Here is a 14,987-nt window from a genome sequence, read left to right on the forward strand (position 1 = left end):
AAGCTAACCTGTTAGGCTAGCTTTCATCATTTTTATCTTTCACACTATCTTTTGACTTGTAATACTCCTCGTCATCATCCTCGTCGATTTCATTAACAATCACTAGGATTTCAAGTAAACGTGTGCCTTCAACTTTATGAGTGGTTAGTGTAATGTGATCTTGCTCAATACTTAGAGTTTCATCACCATCGGGTATCACACCAAGCTCTGTAATCACACAGCCTGCCATCGTATCCACATCTGTCATGGCAATAGATGTTCCAAACTTATCATTAAAATCATCAATTGGCATACGAGCCTGAATGATATACTCATTATCACTAATTTGCTCATATAACTCTTCAATCGTCAGCTCATCTGACTCATCATCAATCTCACCGACAATCTCTTCTAGTAAATCTTCAAATGTTACGATTCCAGACACACCACCATACTCATCTAATAAAATAGCCATATGACTTTGTGACTTTTTAAGTTCAAGTAATAAATCATCTATAAAAATAGTCTCTGGAACAAACAATGGTTCATGAATCACATCTAATAAATCAATGTCATCAAATCCAACTTGTCTCGCTTCTTTCAACAAGTTTTTCAGATGAAGAATACCAATGATTTTATCCTTGTCATCATCATAGACAGGTATCCTTGAAAAACTATTTTGTAAAACCTTATCAATATTTTCAACAGCAGGGTCATGAATATCTACCATGAAGGCTTCTGTACGGGGAACCATCACTTCTCGTGCCATGGTCGAGTCTAAATCAAAAATCCCCTGAACCATCTCTAGTTCTTCATTATCTAATATCCCTTCGTTGCTAAGTAAATAAGTCATCTCTTCACGAGTCATTTTTTCCGTCTCATCATCAAGTGTCATTGGTGTGATACGACTTAGTAAATCAGTTGAACTTGATAATAACCACACAAAGGGTCTCATAACTGTCTCTAATACATTAATTGGCCCCATAACAAACCTAGCAACTTCCTCAGGTTTATTTAGTGCAATACGTTTTGGATAAAGCTCTCCAAAAACGATTGATACATACGTTAATAAAATTAAAACAATTACTTGTGACGTTTGTTTTGCCCATATAACATCTCCAAAAACAGGTGCTAATTTTCTTGCAAAAGAGTTGGCAAGTGAGGCACCAGATATAATGGTCACTAGAGTGATTCCTACTTGGATAGTAGATAAAAAGTTACTTGAATCATTGACTAAACGTAATAATTTAGTCGCTTTTTTATCCCCCTCCTCAGACTTTGTCTCCAAACGATTTCGATTCACTGAAATCACTGAAACCTCCGCTGCTGCGAAAAAGGCATTTAACAAGGTCAAAACAATTAAAATAACAATATTAACAAATAATGACTGACTCTCAGGGTCAGCGTTCATAAGCTGTTCTCTCCTAACATAATTTCATTTTGAAAATTTAATTCCTTGCAAAATCGTATCATAAAACCTAGTCAATATCAATGTTTAGCACTAAGAGGCATTTTCTTTTGCTCTCTTTTGAGCTTTGGCTTTTTTATTGACTTGAAAAATATCATAAACATAAACCACAATCGTTTTACACACCGCATATAGTGGTACTGCTAAAATCATACCTAGTAGACCAGCTAAATTACCTGCTACAAGTAAAATAACAATAATTGTTAGTGGGTGAATGTCAAGACTCTTACCAATCACATTAGGGTAGATGATATTACCATCAATTTGTTGTACGATAAGCACAACCACACAAGCTAAAATAGCTTTAAATGGATCAGTAAATAGGGTGACAAATAAAGCTGGTGCTAAACCAATGTAGGGTCCAATGTAGGGAATCAAGTTAGTCATTCCTGCAATAAAGCCAAAAAGGAAAGCATACTCAACACCAATCAACATATAACCAATGCTTGTTGCTACACCAACGAATAAACACTCAATCATTTGACCACTGATGTATTTAGAAATCGTTTGGCTCATTTTAACTAACAATTCACTAATTTCATCTTTATGTGATTCTGGGAAGAAACGTGAAATGGTTGGTAAAAATTTTTCACCATCTTTAAGCATATAAAATAGCATAAATGGTACAGTTACAATTAGCATGACAATTCCTGCTACAGAAGAAATCAAAGTTCCTAAGCCACTATCCACGCCTGACAATGTGTTTTTAGCAATATTTGACATTGAGACGTTCCATTTATCCAAATAAGATTGAATATCAATATTATCTAGCATTGGATGATGGGCTAATTCATTTACCTTTTGTTCCACCATAGCATAAAATCCAGGAGCCTTTTTCGTTAAGTTTGTCACCTGATTAATCAAGTTTGGAATAACTGAAATAATAAAGATCACAACTAGGACAATAAAAAGTAACGTAATAAGAGCTACTGCTAAGTTTCGCTTCATACCCTTTTTCACTAAAAATTTGACAATAGGATTAATACAATAGAATAAAAAACCAGATATTAATATCGGGGCAAATAGGGTGGTAAATAGGGTCCCAATTGGTTTAAATAAGAAATTAATTTTTGTCCCTACAAAAATTAATGTCGCAATCACCAACAATTCCACCGACCAAAACATAAGTTTAGATTGTTTCATTTTGTCTAACATTATTTTTCTCCTCCTTTTCTTCGTATAAACAAAGTAAATATATTATAATATATTTCTAAGAAAAAAACTCATTTTTGTTTAATCATTTTGTAAAAACAACGTAGAAGGAGCGGTTCAATATGACTAAATTTTTAAAAAGCACTGACTTAACAAGCACTACTTATGAAGATGCCTTAGCTATTCGCATGGATGTCTTTGTTAAGGAACAAGAAGTACCAAAAGAGATGGAGCTAGAGTATGAAGATGAATGTATCCATATTGTCATCTACAATGACGATGCTAAAGCGATGGGAACCGTAAGACTAAAACCACTAGAAGATTTAGTTATGAAAATCCAACGAATGGCTGTACTAAAAGAGTATCGCGGCCAAGGTGTTGGTAAACAGCTGATGCGTTATGCTGAAGAGGTGGCTAGAGCAATGGGGGCTACAACTTTATTATTAGGTGCACAAGTTCAAGCAATTCCATTTTATGAGTCTTTAGGCTTTAGTATTTGCTCTGATATGTACCTAGATGCAGGTATTGAACACAAAGATATGGATAAAAAACTAGTTTGAAGTAAAAAAGGAAGCTGACTAAACTGTCAACTTCCTTTTTTACTCCAGCTCATCTTATCTTGAAAGTACAAACTGATAGTTTTATTTTCTTGATAGTTGTTGATAACGCTTATACCAGATGTCAACATATTCATCTGAAAAAGGCCCTTTTCCTTCATTAATCCAGTCTACCAATATTTTGACGTTTTCTTTTAGCACAATATCAATTTCATTTGGATAATTCATCTCTTGACGGTGTTTTTCGTACTCATCTACATCTAGTAGCCTTTTTTCACCATCAGGAAAGACTTTGATATCCAAATCATAATCAATATATTTCAGCGCCTCATCATCTAATACGTAGGGAGAAGCAAGATTGCAATAATAGGATACACCTTTCTCACGTATCATTGTTACTATATTGAACCAAAATTTTGTATGAAAATATACAATTGCTGGCTCACGTGTCACCCATCGTCTACCGTCAGATTCTGTTACTAAAGTGTGATCATTTAGACCAATAATAGAACATTCACTGGTTTTTAGTACCATCGTGTCACGCCAAGTTCGATGTAAACTACCGTCATGCTTGTAACTTTTTATTGTGATAAATTCGCCCTCTTTAGGTACATGCATTCTTATATAACCCTACTTTCCTTGACAGTACTGCCAAATTTTACACTAGGGTGTTCATTACACCGATATCAAATTTATTATAGCATAAACTTCATGAGGATATCACTAATTATTCTCAACTTTCTTTAATAAGCTAAGCAATTTCTGTTGAGGTTTTGGAAATGGATAATCTTTAAATTTTTCTGGATAGACCCATTCTTCTCTTGGCTTTAATTGATACGATGACAATCCATCTACTCTACCTTCTAAAGCCAAAATATGCCACTTTCTATGACTAAAGACATGTGTCACTTCCCCGTGATGATACTCCTTCATCTTAATATTAGGGTAATCTGTTAGCATAGCTGAAAACAAATAAACCTCTGACTCATCTGCCACTTGGTCAAATAAACTAAGCTCCTGATGATCAGCAAACTTCTCTTGGTGCTTTAGTTGCTTATAAGTCAGCTCATCTACCTCTACTAGAGGAAACGTCCACATATTAGCTAATAAGCCATCTGACGGGCGTTTTGTAAGTAAGTAAGCACCTAACTCATTTTGCAACACGATAGCCACATAATAAAGAGGAACTGGTTTTTCTTTTTTCTTTTTCACTGGGAGTTGATCCACTTGATTAGTTTTTAATGCTAAACAATATTCTTTAACTGGACAAGTCTTACAACTAGGTTTTTTAGGTGTGCAGATTCTAGCACCTAAGTCCATTAAAGCTTGATTAAAATCTCCTGGTTCATCACGGGAAATCGTTTTTCTGACTTTCTCTTCAAATACCCGTCTTGTTTTTGGTAGCATAATATCATCATCAATACCAAACAACCGACTATAAACACGCATCACATTACCATCCACCGCAGGCTCAGCTAAATTAAATGCAATACTTGAAATGGCACCTCCTGTATAAGGACCAATCCCTTTTAAAGATAAAATATCTTGCGGGTTATTAGGCATGTGACCGTCAAACCGCTCCATGATGTCTTGGGCGGCTGCTTGCATATTTTTCACACGAGAATAATAACCAAGACCTTCCCACGCTTTTAATAGTTTATCTTCTGGGGCATTTGCTAAACCTTTGATTGTTGGAAATTCACTTAAAAAATGATTGAAATAAGGAATAACTGTTACAACTTGAGTTTGTTGTAGCATAATTTCAGACACCCACACACGATATGGATCGGTATTTTTTCGCCAAGGTAAATCACGCTTTTCGCTATGATACCAAGCCAGTAGATCCTCCCTAAATTTTTCAGTTTTCTGATTGCTCCATGTTTCTTGTTTCACTAGTCTAACTCCATCTCTTTTTCATCAATATAGCGGTTAATATCATCCATTGAAAAGCCTTTTTGATATAGACTTTGTTTGATTTTTTGCTTGCGCTTATAAGGCTCTAAACGTTCATGACGACGCCATAACTTATCTCCTTGAGCCTTTAGCTTCTCATATTCTTCATCCTCATCTACCTCGGTAATCACCTCATCAATAACACGAGAAATAACCTCTGATGAAAATCCTTTGCCGTATAAGAACTGATTTAGTTTGTTTTTTGTTTCTTGTTGTGATTTTTGACGATTCTTTCGCATGTTTTTTTCAGCTAGATTTAATGCTAGTGGGTACTGGGAGTCTTCATCAAATAAAGAAAGAGCTTCTTGTATCTCCTCTTGTTTGATTCCTTTTTTAAATAAAAACTCCTTTACCCCACTAGGTCCTTTATCAGTAGTACGCATTGCTGTTCTGACATAGCTTTTAGCAAATTCAGCATCATTTAGTAATTGTAATTCTCTTAATTTATCAATCACAAGATATATCTGTTCCTCACTAACCTCATGCTTTTTTAGATGGTCTTTAATCTCTTTTTCACTACGAAGTTGATAACTTAAGTAAGCTAAAGCCTTTTGGTAACCAATATCAAAGTCAGCCTCTCTTTCAATCTGCTCAAGTAAAGACTTACTTAACTCTTGACCTTTTAGTAAACGATGCTTCACTAGAGAATCCTCAGACACTCGAATCACCATACCACTTTCAGTCTTTATCTGATACCCACCACGCTTTAATTTCTTAGTACTCTTTATAATTTCCAAGATAACACCTCCTAGTCAAAAGCTACTATACCATAAAATACATAAGATGTTATCAATACTCCTGTTCATTAAAATACTCTGAAATAGTAAGACTAGGATCTTTCACCTTGGCATAAATAAAATTGATAGCCTTATATTGGCATTTGTTAAGTAATTCAATATCCACATTTTTGTAAACACCATAGATCAATTTTAAATGCTGACTGATATACTCACCAGCCCACTGACTTTTCAAAGTTTGACTAACATAAGGGATATTAGCTATAAGACTAGGATAAAAGTAAGAAAAGTAGTAGCGAATACTCATCTCAACTTGTCTATCATAAATCTTTTTATCAAAGGAATCCTCCACATCTAAGTGATTTGAAAACGATAGAATAGTCTTTTTACCAGGCATTTTTTTCAAGGCATCTAGGTGAGTGACATTAAAAAAATTGGCTTCTTGTTTGATACTACCAGTAGGGGAAATTAGGACACAATCCTTTGCTACATAGGGTGTTTTATAGGTTTGGGTACCATCATAATTAATCATCGTTATTCTGACTTTTTCAAAAATAAAATCATGGTTTCTCTCATAATCATTGATTAATTCTTTTGTTGTCATAGTCGTCACCACAGGTAAATGATTGGCTGAAATAATTAAGGTATTGTGCTTTTTAGACATATCTGATACATCATGAATCAAGATTGTGCTAGTTGTAATATACGGATTGGATTTTTCAATAGAGCAAAAAAGACATTTTTCATATAATTCTTCCAATTTAATCGTCCCACCATGAACTAACTCTCTGTACCAATCCATTTTTTCTTTTTCTAAATCCATTTATAACACTCCATTCTTTTTTATCATACGTTTATTTTAACAATTTTCAAACAAAATTGTAAACGTTTTCTGCACAAAACGAATGATTTTGGTATTAATCTTTATTTTTTCGACTTTTACGATAAAGAAATTTTCTTTTATACTCTTTATGACTAGTCAAACCAACTACGGAGAGGACAATTTACTATGGAAGAAGACATTTTCACAACCTATCACCCACTTATCTTAGGTGCTCTAAAAAAATGTCACATTTATCACCACCATCCAGACTTTGATGACTATATTCAAGCAGCACGGATTGAACTTTTGTTACTACACCGAGAATATGATGCCAAAAAACACCTTAACCAACCACCTTTTGCTCCCTATGCTTACCAAAAAATCTATTGGAGAACTTTAGATTTAATCAGAAAAGAAACAAAACGACTTGATAACCATCCACTTGATGATTTGATATTAGACGTCTATGAAGATACTAAAGAAGACACCTGCCTACATAAATTTGTAGAAACGAGTGATACCTACACACTCCTATGCCAAGAGCTGACACCTTTTGAAACCAAAGTGCTAGAAGATAGACTATTTAAACAACTTTCTGTGACACAACTATCAAAAAAATATGACCTCTCACGCCAAACGATTTATAGAGTCATGGAGAGAATTCAAAAAAAATATCGAAAAATCGAAAAAAACCTGTGACACTTTGACGATTTCTTTCGTTTATAGGAGTGTAAGATGCGCATCTTTCAAAAATAAAAAAGGACGTGACTATTATGGAAAAAATTTCAGACAGCAAAAAAACAGAATTCACTTATCAAGCAATCGGGACAGCTAATCCAAGAAAACAAAGCCTGACAAACTTACGACCAGATACAGAAGACAAAGATATTCTAGCCCTATCAGATATTTTTCAAACACTAGCACCAAGTGAGGAACCGATGGAAAAACTAGCGATTATCAACACTCACCACTACTCAATCTAAATAAAAACTAGGAGGAATTTACTATGAAAAAACTAACATTAACATTTTTAAATGAACAGGACAAACGTGTCAATATGATTCCAAAAGTTGTTAACCAAGACTTAGAAGGACCAGTTGTTAAGGAAGCCATGGAGATGATCTGTACGTTAGATATTTTCGAAAAAAATGGCGAAAAACTTTACGTGGAACCTCATACAGCCTTTTATACAGAAACAATTATCACACCATTAGTCTAAATACTAAAAAGGAGGACTGACTTATGTTATCAGTTATTGATTTATCCAATCACCAAAAAGGTATTAGACTAGAATCACTCATATGTGACGCTTTTATCTTTAAAGCAACAGAAGGAACATACTTTATTGATAGTGCTTGTGATGTCTTTGTACAAGAAGCCAAAGAACTAAATAAGCCGTACGGTGTTTATCACTTTTTAGATCAAAGTGACGTCAAAGAACAAGCTCACTTTTTCCTAGATCATATTAAAGGCTATATCGGTGAGGCCTTACTTGTTCTAGATTATGAGGGATACGGCAAACAAGGTGCTAAAAAAGCTAAAGAATTTTTAGATATCATCTACGAAGAAACAGGTGTTAGACCTCTCATTTATATGAATGAAAGTGACGCCAATGGTGACGACTGGTCAGAGGTTGTTAGAGGTGATTATGACTTATGGGTTGCTAAGTACTCTAAACAAGAACCACATACCCCTCAGTGGCTAGATATCGCCATGTGGCAGTACACAGACACACCACTTGATCATAGTTATTTTTACGGTGACTCTACTGCCTGGTATGCTTATGCAAGATCTATAAAAGAAGATAACAAACATAAAGAAAACTATCACACAAAAGGAAAACGATTTAAAGCATTGAAAGATTTGATCCTAAAACTTGATGAGACATGGAAAGTCAACACCGGCATGACATTTTCCAAAAACACTATATTTGATATTGAGCAAATATGTCACACCAAAACAACAACGCATGCTCGTATACTGTATAATCATACTCCGGTATTTGTTACACTTCATAAAGATTCTGTTGCACAAGTAAATTAAGAAGCAAAAAAGGAAGAAAAAGCGATTAGGCTTTTTCTTCCTTTTTGTTAGAATCTAAATCTCGTTTAATTTGAGATGTTGAAATTTCAGGTGTACGCTCTAGGTAAACGACCTCAGCTCCAGTTTCCTCGACAAAGTCAAATTTACCTTTCCAATCGTCCCCCATAACAAACACATCGACTTTAAACTCATCAATGTCAGTCATTTTTTGATCCCACTTATTTTCTGGGATAACTAAATCTACGTAACGAATGGCTTCAAGTAACATCTTACGCTTTTCATATGAGAAATAGCATTTCTTTTGCTTTTCATCCCAGTTAAATTCATCTGTAGATAAGGCAACAATCAGGTAATCACCTTGTTCTTTTGCTCTTCTTAGTAGATTAATATGACCATAATGCAATAAATCAAATGTTCCGTATGTAATGACTTTTCTCATCTTTTCACCTCTAGATTTGTTTAAAATTACCATACCATAAGTGGTGGGTAGGAGCAATGGGGGTTAATTAAACGGTGTAACATCCTCACCCGTTTCGCCAAAATAATTAGCAATTTCTTTAATGATTCGCTTACTAGCTAAACCATCACCATAAGGATTTTTAGCTGTTGACATCATGTCGTATACTTCTTGATTTATTAATAAATCTTCCATATTTGTTTTAACCTCTTCATATTTTGTTCCTACTAATTTCAAAGTACCTGCTTCAACGCCTTCTGGTCGTTCTGTTGTGTCTCTAAGAACCAGTACAGGAACATTCAGTGAGGGTGCTTCTTCTTGAACACCACCAGAATCACTCATAATAAACAAACTTCTTGAAGCAATATTATGGAAATCGAAAACATCTAATGGCTCAACTAAATGCACTCTCTCATGAGAGCCAAAAATTTTATTGGCTGACTCTTGAACTTTGGGATTTAAGTGGACAGGATAAACTAAATGGAGACTCTCATCTTTATCGATCACTTCTTTAGCCGCACTAAAGACATCTTCCATTGGCTGACCTAAATTCTCTCTTCTATGCATAGTCATTAAGATAAATCTATCTTGATTTGGAATACTATTTAATATCTCATGAGTATAATCGGACTTAACAGTTTCTGAAAGTGCATCAATTACTGTATTACCTGTGATGTAAATATTTGTAGAGTCCTTACCTTCACGTAATAAATTTTCAGCACTGGTTTGTGTTGGTGAGAAATACAAATCAGTAATAACATCAATCATCTGTCTGTTTGCTTCTTCTGGAAATGGTGAATACATATTCCAAGTTCTAAGTCCTGCTTCTACATGACCAATCTTAACCTGATTATAAAATGCAGCCAAGGCTGCAACATAAGCTGTTGTTGTATCACCATGTACTAAGACAATATCTGGTTGAACTTCTTTTATAACAGTGTCTAATTTTTGTAAAGCAATACTTGTAATATCTGCTAATGTTTGATTTTTTTTCATTATATTTAAATCAAAATCAGGTACTATATCAAAAATTTCTAATACTTGATCAAGCATTTCTCTATGTTGCGCAGTTACCACAACAATAGATTCGAATAACTCTGATTGACGATTTAATTCTAAAACAACTGGAGCCATTTTAATAGCTTCCGGTCTAGTACCGAATACAGACATTACTTTAATTTTTTTCATTACCACAGACCTCCTATTACCAGTATTCTTTAGTCTTTATTAAAAATATCTCTTGTATAAATTTTTTCAATCACATCTGATAATTCTGATTCTAGACGATTTGTCACAATCACATCTGATAAATTTTTAAATTCATCTAAGTTTTTTACTACCTTAGAATTATAAAAATCATCCTCATCAAGGGTTGGCTCATAAACAACTACTTCAACCCCTTTGGCTTTAAGACGCTTCATCACACCTTGAATAGATGAATACCTAAAATTATCAGAATTTGCCTTCATAGTCAGACGATAAATACCAACGACTTTGGGATCCTTAGCTAAAATTTGATCTGCTATAAAATCTTTTCGTGTTCTATTTGAGTCAACTATCGCCCCAATAATATTATTTGGTACTTGATCATAATTTGCAAGTAACTGTTTTGTGTCTTTTGGCAAACAATATCCACCATAACCAAATGAAGGATTATTGTAATGACTACCAATACGAGGATCAAGTCCGACACCTTCGATAATCTGCTTAGTATCTAATCCCCTAATTTCAGCATAAGTATCAAGCTCATTAAAATAAGATACACGGAGTGCTAAATAAGTATTTGCAAATAACTTAATTGCTTCTGCCTCTGTTGAATGAGTGAAAAGAGTAGGTACTTCTACTTCTTCAGAATTACACAACAAAGCTCCAGCAAATAATGCTGCTCGCTCCGATTGCTCCCCTACAATAATACGTGACGGATGTAAATTATCATATAAAGCTTTTCCTTCACGTAAAAACTCGGGTGAAAAGATAATATTATCTGTCCCGTATTTTTCTTTGATACTCTTTGTATAGCCTACTGGAACAGTTGATTTGATAATAAAAACGGCTTCTGGATTAATAGCTAATCCCTTTTCAATCACATTTTCTACCGTAGACGTATCAAAGTAATTGTTAGTCGTATCGTAATCTGTTGGTGTCGCAATAATACAAAACTCACCATGTTTAACTGCTTTTTCAAAATCTGTGGTGAAATCAATTTTTAGGTCTTTATGCTCTAAAAACTCTGAAATATCTTTATCCACAATAGGCGATTCTTTCTTATTTAATAAATCTATCTTTTCCTCCACAATATCATAAGCTACAACATTCTCATGCTGAGCTAATAATACCGCATTAGCAAGACCAACGTAACCTAAACCGAAAACTGAAATGTTCATATGAAAGACTCCTATTTTTTATAATATTCTTTATACCATTCTACAAATTTAAACAATCCATCATCTAATGAAGTACTTGGCGTATATTTTATTTTATCCACAAGGTCAGAAATATCAGCATATGTTTGAACAACATCGCCATTCTGCATTCCTACAAATTTTTTATTTCCTTCAATTCCTGTGTGCTTTTCAATAAATCCAATAAAATCTATCAAAGTTTCTGGTTGATTATTCCCAATATTATAAATTTTATATGGAGCAAAACTACTACTAATTTCTGCTTGATTCCATTCATCATTCTTCTCAGGAACAATATCTATTAATCTCACAATTGACTCAACAATATCATCAATATAGGTAAAATCTCTTCTCATTTGACCATTGTTATAAATTTCAATTTCATTGCCTTCTATAATATTCTTTGTAAATGAATAATATGCCATATCAGGTCTACCATATGGTCCATAAACTGTAAAGAAACGCAATCCAGTTGTTGGAATTTTATAAAGATGACTGTATGAATGAGCTAATAATTCATTCGATTTTTTTGTTGCTGCATACAAGCTAACTGGATGATCAACATTATCATTAGTTGAAAATGGTACCTTATCATTACCACCATAGACTGAACTAGATGATGCATATAGTAAGTGTTCCACCGGAAAATGACGACAAGCTTCTAATATATTCATGAAACCAATTAAATTTGATTCCACGTAAGCATCTGGATTTTCAATCGAGTACCTTACTCCTGCTTGTGCAGCTAAATTAATAACAACTTTAGGAGACTCCTCTTTAAAAATTTTAAATATAGCTTCTTTATCAGATAAATCCTTTTTAAAAAAATTAAAGTTGCTATGTTTTTCTAACTGTGATAATCTATCATGTTTTAATTCTACATCATAATAATCATTTAAATTATCTATACCAACTACTTCAAAACCTTCTTGACATAATCTGTTAGTTAAGTGATATCCTATAAATCCTGCTGTACCTGTAATAATAACTTTTTTACTTTCCATAATAAATCATCTCCCCATCTTTAAATTAAAGGAATTTTTTTATCTTTTGTATTTTTCTATAAAGTAGAATTGTTAATAGTAATTCTGAAAACATAGAGGAGTATGCTATACCAAAAGCCCCATAAAAATAGCCTAATAGAAGCATAGATACTAACATAAAAATGATACTTTTTTGAAATTCTTTACTATATTCTTTCTGATACCCTGCAGCAACCAAAGATTGAATTCCTAAAAAATTATTCACTATTCCTCCCATTACCCATATAACAAAAGGAACTAATAGCATTGAATAAGCCACATACTGTTCTCCGAATAAAATCAAAATTAATTGCTTATTGAATATAATCAGGAAGGTACTTGGAATCAAAAATAAGATAATAACAGGGATAGAAATTTTTTTTAACATGTTAAAACCATTAACTTTTGAAATTGAAAACTGCTCGCACATGTATGGATAAATGGCTTGACTCACAGCTGCAAAAAAAAGAGTTAGAATTAAGGGTATTTTATTAATCGCTGAATAAACTCCCACTTCACTTTTAGTTGCCGTTATACCTAATATCGTTATACCAATTCCACTAAAAATTTTTGACATCGCTGAAGAAATAAATAAGTACCACCCCTCTTTAATTTCAGTAATAATATGGTTCCATCTCACAAAGATCAATCGTACATTATATTTTTTATAAACAATTATATAACCTATAATACTAGCTATTAAAAAATTTGATATGTATAAGAAACAATATAAATATAAATCCTTAGTATCATTAACTAATGAAAAAATTAGAATAACTGAAATAATCCTACTAACCATGTTTATAATTGCTATTGGTTTCATATCCGACATTCCTTGAAATAACCAGTTTTGTTGAAAAACTGTTGCTAAAACCATTAAAAATAGAATTAGCATACTTAAAAATTGTTCACGGGGTACTGAAAATAAAAAACTTATAAATATTAGGAGTACAAAACTTAATAACATCAACAATAATCTCGAATAAAGGATATTACTATGTATAAAGCTTAACTCCTCATCACTATCTCTTCTTGCTACTTTTCTAGCTCCTGTTAATCCAAAACCAAATTCTACAATAACTTGAAAATATCCTATCCAGTTTAATGCCAAAGAAAACTCACCATATGAATTAATACTCAATACTCTTGTAATATAAGGTAAGGTAACTAAAGGAACAATTGTATTAAAACTTTGTAAAACAACCAACCAAAATCCATTTGTTACAACCTTTGATGTATATATTTTTTTAAACAATTTATTCATAACTATATCCTTATTCTAAATATTTTTAAAAAGTGAATTGCAGGTATTAAAAGTAAAACTGGTATAATAGCATCTAGACTCTGTGTTAACAATGCAATTAATAATAATAAATATAAAATTTTTAGTGGAACCGAACCTGATTTATCTCCACGATAAATCAAAAATATTAAAAGTCCACCGGTAAACAAGATTCCTAAAGTTACACCAAGATTAGCAATACTCATTTCAAATAGGGAAGGAGTCATTCCTGAATGTAGAGTTTCAGGTGTTGAACCAAATAACTCAGCAGTGAGATATCGATAATGAGGATAAGGCTTATTATGCCAAATAAATCTTGGTACCCAAAAAAAGAATGTTGATAAAAATGTTTGTAGTCTATAATCGATAATCATATTATGTTCAATTAGTTCTTTATATAATACAAACTTAGTCACATCATCTCTTCCAAAGTCTATCCTATAGTTCAAATACATTAAGCCACTTTCGGATATAGTCGTGTAGTCACTAACTTTATATTTAACAGTAATAAAACTATATGTAAAAATAAATACTATTGATGCAATTATTAACATGGTTCTCAAAGGAATTTTTTTCTTAATTGAGTAAACACTATTTTGATAAAAATATATAAAAAGAAGTATTATTGTCACTATTAAATATCTCTTACCATCTATCCAAATAATCAATAAGGAGTACAGAAGTAATAGTAAATAAGAATGTTGTTTTTTAGTATCTCTAAAAAACCAACAATAAAAAGATATCAGTCCTAGTAATTCAAAAAATACTAGTAAAACCGCTTTTCCCCCATCAATTCCTCTCATTGAATATGATTGAAATGTTAGGTATTCTCCATAATTGCCAAATGAAATAACTAGCAATATTGGAATTAAAGAAATATAAAGTAAAATATTACTATTTAAAAACCTACTATCAAAAGTTCTATATATCAATTGCTTATGTGTTGTTTGTTTTCTATAAAATACATATAGTTTTATTAAACTCAAAACAAACAATATGTATAAGTTATAAACATTGTTTACTAAAGAATTATTAGTGGCTATTTCAAAATAACCATACCATGGATAAATCAAATAATTTGGTTTGGAGTATACAACATTTAATAGTAGTGG

At 32.7% G+C, this 14,987-nt stretch carries 17 protein-coding genes; 5 read left to right on the forward strand and 12 right to left on the reverse strand.

The features are described 5' to 3' along the window. Positions 1-16: 16 nt before the first annotated feature. Together VSF34_RS07855 and VSF34_RS07860 are read right to left on the reverse strand one after the other, a co-directional pair. Positions 17-1,390 carry a hemolysin family protein gene (locus VSF34_RS07855; RefSeq protein WP_326716779.1) on the reverse strand — a complete coding sequence of 458 codons (1,374 nt, stop codon included), beginning with the start codon at positions 1,388-1,390 and terminating at the stop codon, positions 17-19. A gap of 90 nt (positions 1,391-1,480) precedes the next feature. Further along, positions 1,481-2,602 (reverse strand): AI-2E family transporter, encoded by a 1,122-nt coding sequence (locus VSF34_RS07860; RefSeq protein WP_326716780.1) that lies wholly within the window; start codon positions 2,600-2,602, stop codon positions 1,481-1,483. A gap of 119 nt (positions 2,603-2,721) precedes the next feature. On the opposite strand from VSF34_RS07860, the gene VSF34_RS07865 reads away from it, so the two are divergent. Further along, positions 2,722-3,159, forward strand: a complete 438-nt coding sequence (locus tag VSF34_RS07865) for a GNAT family N-acetyltransferase (RefSeq protein WP_326716781.1) — start codon at positions 2,722-2,724, stop codon at positions 3,157-3,159. Between the two features lie 81 nt (positions 3,160-3,240). On the opposite strand, the gene ntdP is transcribed toward VSF34_RS07865, so the two are convergent. From ntdP to VSF34_RS07885, 4 genes are all read right to left on the reverse strand, one after another. Continuing rightward, on the reverse strand, positions 3,241-3,774 hold the full coding sequence (gene ntdP / locus VSF34_RS07870; protein WP_326716782.1) for a nucleoside tri-diphosphate phosphatase: 534 nt from the start codon (positions 3,772-3,774) through the stop codon (positions 3,241-3,243). A gap of 105 nt (positions 3,775-3,879) precedes the next feature. Continuing rightward, on the reverse strand, positions 3,880-5,049 hold the full coding sequence (gene mutY / locus VSF34_RS07875) for an A/G-specific adenine glycosylase (protein WP_326716783.1): 1,170 nt from the start codon (positions 5,047-5,049) through the stop codon (positions 3,880-3,882). Next, positions 5,049-5,846 (reverse strand): recombination regulator RecX, encoded by a 798-nt coding sequence (gene recX / locus VSF34_RS07880; RefSeq protein ID WP_326716784.1) that lies wholly within the window; start codon positions 5,844-5,846, stop codon positions 5,049-5,051. Before recX ends, mutY begins: the two co-directional genes overlap by 1 nt. A 52-nt stretch (positions 5,847-5,898) precedes the next feature. Then, entirely contained in the window at positions 5,899-6,669 is a 771-nt protein-coding gene (locus VSF34_RS07885; protein ID WP_326716785.1) for a hypothetical protein, read from the reverse strand. A 186-nt stretch (positions 6,670-6,855) separates the two neighbouring features. Here VSF34_RS07885 and VSF34_RS07890 point away from each other — a divergent pair, with 186 nt between their 5' ends. The 4 genes from VSF34_RS07890 to VSF34_RS07905 all read left to right on the forward strand — a co-directional run bounded on the left by VSF34_RS07890 (position 6,856) and on the right by VSF34_RS07905 (position 8,712). Next, on the forward strand, positions 6,856-7,368 hold the full coding sequence (locus VSF34_RS07890; RefSeq protein ID WP_326716786.1) for a sigma-70 family RNA polymerase sigma factor: 513 nt from the start codon (positions 6,856-6,858) through the stop codon (positions 7,366-7,368). A gap of 74 nt (positions 7,369-7,442) precedes the next feature. Beyond that, positions 7,443-7,652, forward strand: a complete 210-nt coding sequence (locus VSF34_RS07895) for a hypothetical protein (RefSeq protein WP_326716787.1) — start codon at positions 7,443-7,445, stop codon at positions 7,650-7,652. 23 nt (positions 7,653-7,675) lie between these two features. Continuing rightward, entirely contained in the window at positions 7,676-7,888 is a 213-nt protein-coding gene (locus VSF34_RS07900) for a DUF2922 domain-containing protein (protein WP_326716788.1), read from the forward strand. A gap of 23 nt (positions 7,889-7,911) precedes the next feature. After that, entirely contained in the window at positions 7,912-8,712 is an 801-nt protein-coding gene (locus VSF34_RS07905; RefSeq protein WP_326716789.1) for a GH25 family lysozyme, read from the forward strand. A gap of 25 nt (positions 8,713-8,737) precedes the next feature. On the opposite strand, the gene tagD is transcribed toward VSF34_RS07905, so the two are convergent. The 6 genes from tagD to VSF34_RS07935 form a co-directional block, all read right to left on the reverse strand. Beyond that, positions 8,738-9,151: a glycerol-3-phosphate cytidylyltransferase gene (gene tagD / locus VSF34_RS07910; RefSeq protein ID WP_326716790.1), complete on the reverse strand. Its 414-nt coding sequence runs from the start codon at positions 9,149-9,151 to the stop codon at positions 8,738-8,740. 63 nt (positions 9,152-9,214) lie between these two features. Continuing rightward, entirely contained in the window at positions 9,215-10,357 is a 1,143-nt protein-coding gene (gene wecB, locus VSF34_RS07915; protein WP_326716791.1) for a non-hydrolyzing UDP-N-acetylglucosamine 2-epimerase, read from the reverse strand. 29 nt (positions 10,358-10,386) lie between these two features. After that, entirely contained in the window at positions 10,387-11,553 is a 1,167-nt protein-coding gene (locus VSF34_RS07920) for a nucleotide sugar dehydrogenase (protein WP_326716792.1), read from the reverse strand. Between the two features lie 11 nt (positions 11,554-11,564). Continuing rightward, complete coding sequence (locus tag VSF34_RS07925; RefSeq protein WP_326716793.1) at positions 11,565-12,575, reverse strand: NAD-dependent epimerase; 1,011 nt, start codon at positions 12,573-12,575, stop codon at positions 11,565-11,567. A 25-nt stretch (positions 12,576-12,600) separates the two neighbouring features. After that, positions 12,601-13,857 carry an oligosaccharide flippase family protein gene (locus VSF34_RS07930; RefSeq protein WP_326716794.1) on the reverse strand — a complete coding sequence of 419 codons (1,257 nt, stop codon included), beginning with the start codon at positions 13,855-13,857 and terminating at the stop codon, positions 12,601-12,603. Between the two features lie 2 nt (positions 13,858-13,859). Then, positions 13,860-14,429 (reverse strand): hypothetical protein, encoded by a 570-nt coding sequence (locus tag VSF34_RS07935; protein WP_326716795.1) that lies wholly within the window; start codon positions 14,427-14,429, stop codon positions 13,860-13,862. Positions 14,430-14,987 lie beyond the last annotated feature (558 nt).

The sequence above is a fragment of the Vagococcus jeotgali genome (genome assembly GCF_035918315.1).
GTDB classification, from domain to species: Bacteria; Bacillota; Bacilli; order Lactobacillales; family Vagococcaceae; genus Vagococcus; species Vagococcus jeotgali.

Bases quoted from the DNA above. Each gene is read 5' to 3' on its own strand.
- VSF34_RS07930 (WP_326716794.1), bottom strand. From the start codon at position 13,857: ATGAATAAATTGTTTAAAAAAATATATACATCAAAGGTTGTAACAAAT.
- VSF34_RS07865 (WP_326716781.1), top strand. From the start codon at position 2,722: ATGACTAAATTTTTAAAAAGCACTGACTTAACAAGCACTACTTATGAA.
- VSF34_RS07920 (WP_326716792.1), bottom strand. From the start codon at position 11,553: ATGAACATTTCAGTTTTCGGTTTAGGTTACGTTGGTCTTGCTAATGCG.
- VSF34_RS07925 (WP_326716793.1), bottom strand. From the start codon at position 12,575: ATGGAAAGTAAAAAAGTTATTATTACAGGTACAGCAGGATTTATAGGA.
- tagD (WP_326716790.1), bottom strand. From the start codon at position 9,151: ATGAGAAAAGTCATTACATACGGAACATTTGATTTATTGCATTATGGT.
- VSF34_RS07935 (WP_326716795.1), bottom strand. From the start codon at position 14,429: ATGTTAATAATTGCATCAATAGTATTTATTTTTACATATAGTTTTATT.
- VSF34_RS07905 (WP_326716789.1), top strand. From the start codon at position 7,912: ATGTTATCAGTTATTGATTTATCCAATCACCAAAAAGGTATTAGACTA.
- VSF34_RS07890 (WP_326716786.1), top strand. From the start codon at position 6,856: ATGGAAGAAGACATTTTCACAACCTATCACCCACTTATCTTAGGTGCT.
- VSF34_RS07885 (WP_326716785.1), bottom strand. From the start codon at position 6,669: ATGGATTTAGAAAAAGAAAAAATGGATTGGTACAGAGAGTTAGTTCAT.
- ntdP (WP_326716782.1), bottom strand. From the start codon at position 3,774: ATGCATGTACCTAAAGAGGGCGAATTTATCACAATAAAAAGTTACAAG.
- VSF34_RS07855 (WP_326716779.1), bottom strand. From the start codon at position 1,390: ATGAACGCTGACCCTGAGAGTCAGTCATTATTTGTTAATATTGTTATT.
- VSF34_RS07895 (WP_326716787.1), top strand. From the start codon at position 7,443: ATGGAAAAAATTTCAGACAGCAAAAAAACAGAATTCACTTATCAAGCA.
- VSF34_RS07860 (WP_326716780.1), bottom strand. From the start codon at position 2,602: ATGTTAGACAAAATGAAACAATCTAAACTTATGTTTTGGTCGGTGGAA.
- wecB (WP_326716791.1), bottom strand. From the start codon at position 10,357: ATGAAAAAAATTAAAGTAATGTCTGTATTCGGTACTAGACCGGAAGCT.
- VSF34_RS07900 (WP_326716788.1), top strand. From the start codon at position 7,676: ATGAAAAAACTAACATTAACATTTTTAAATGAACAGGACAAACGTGTC.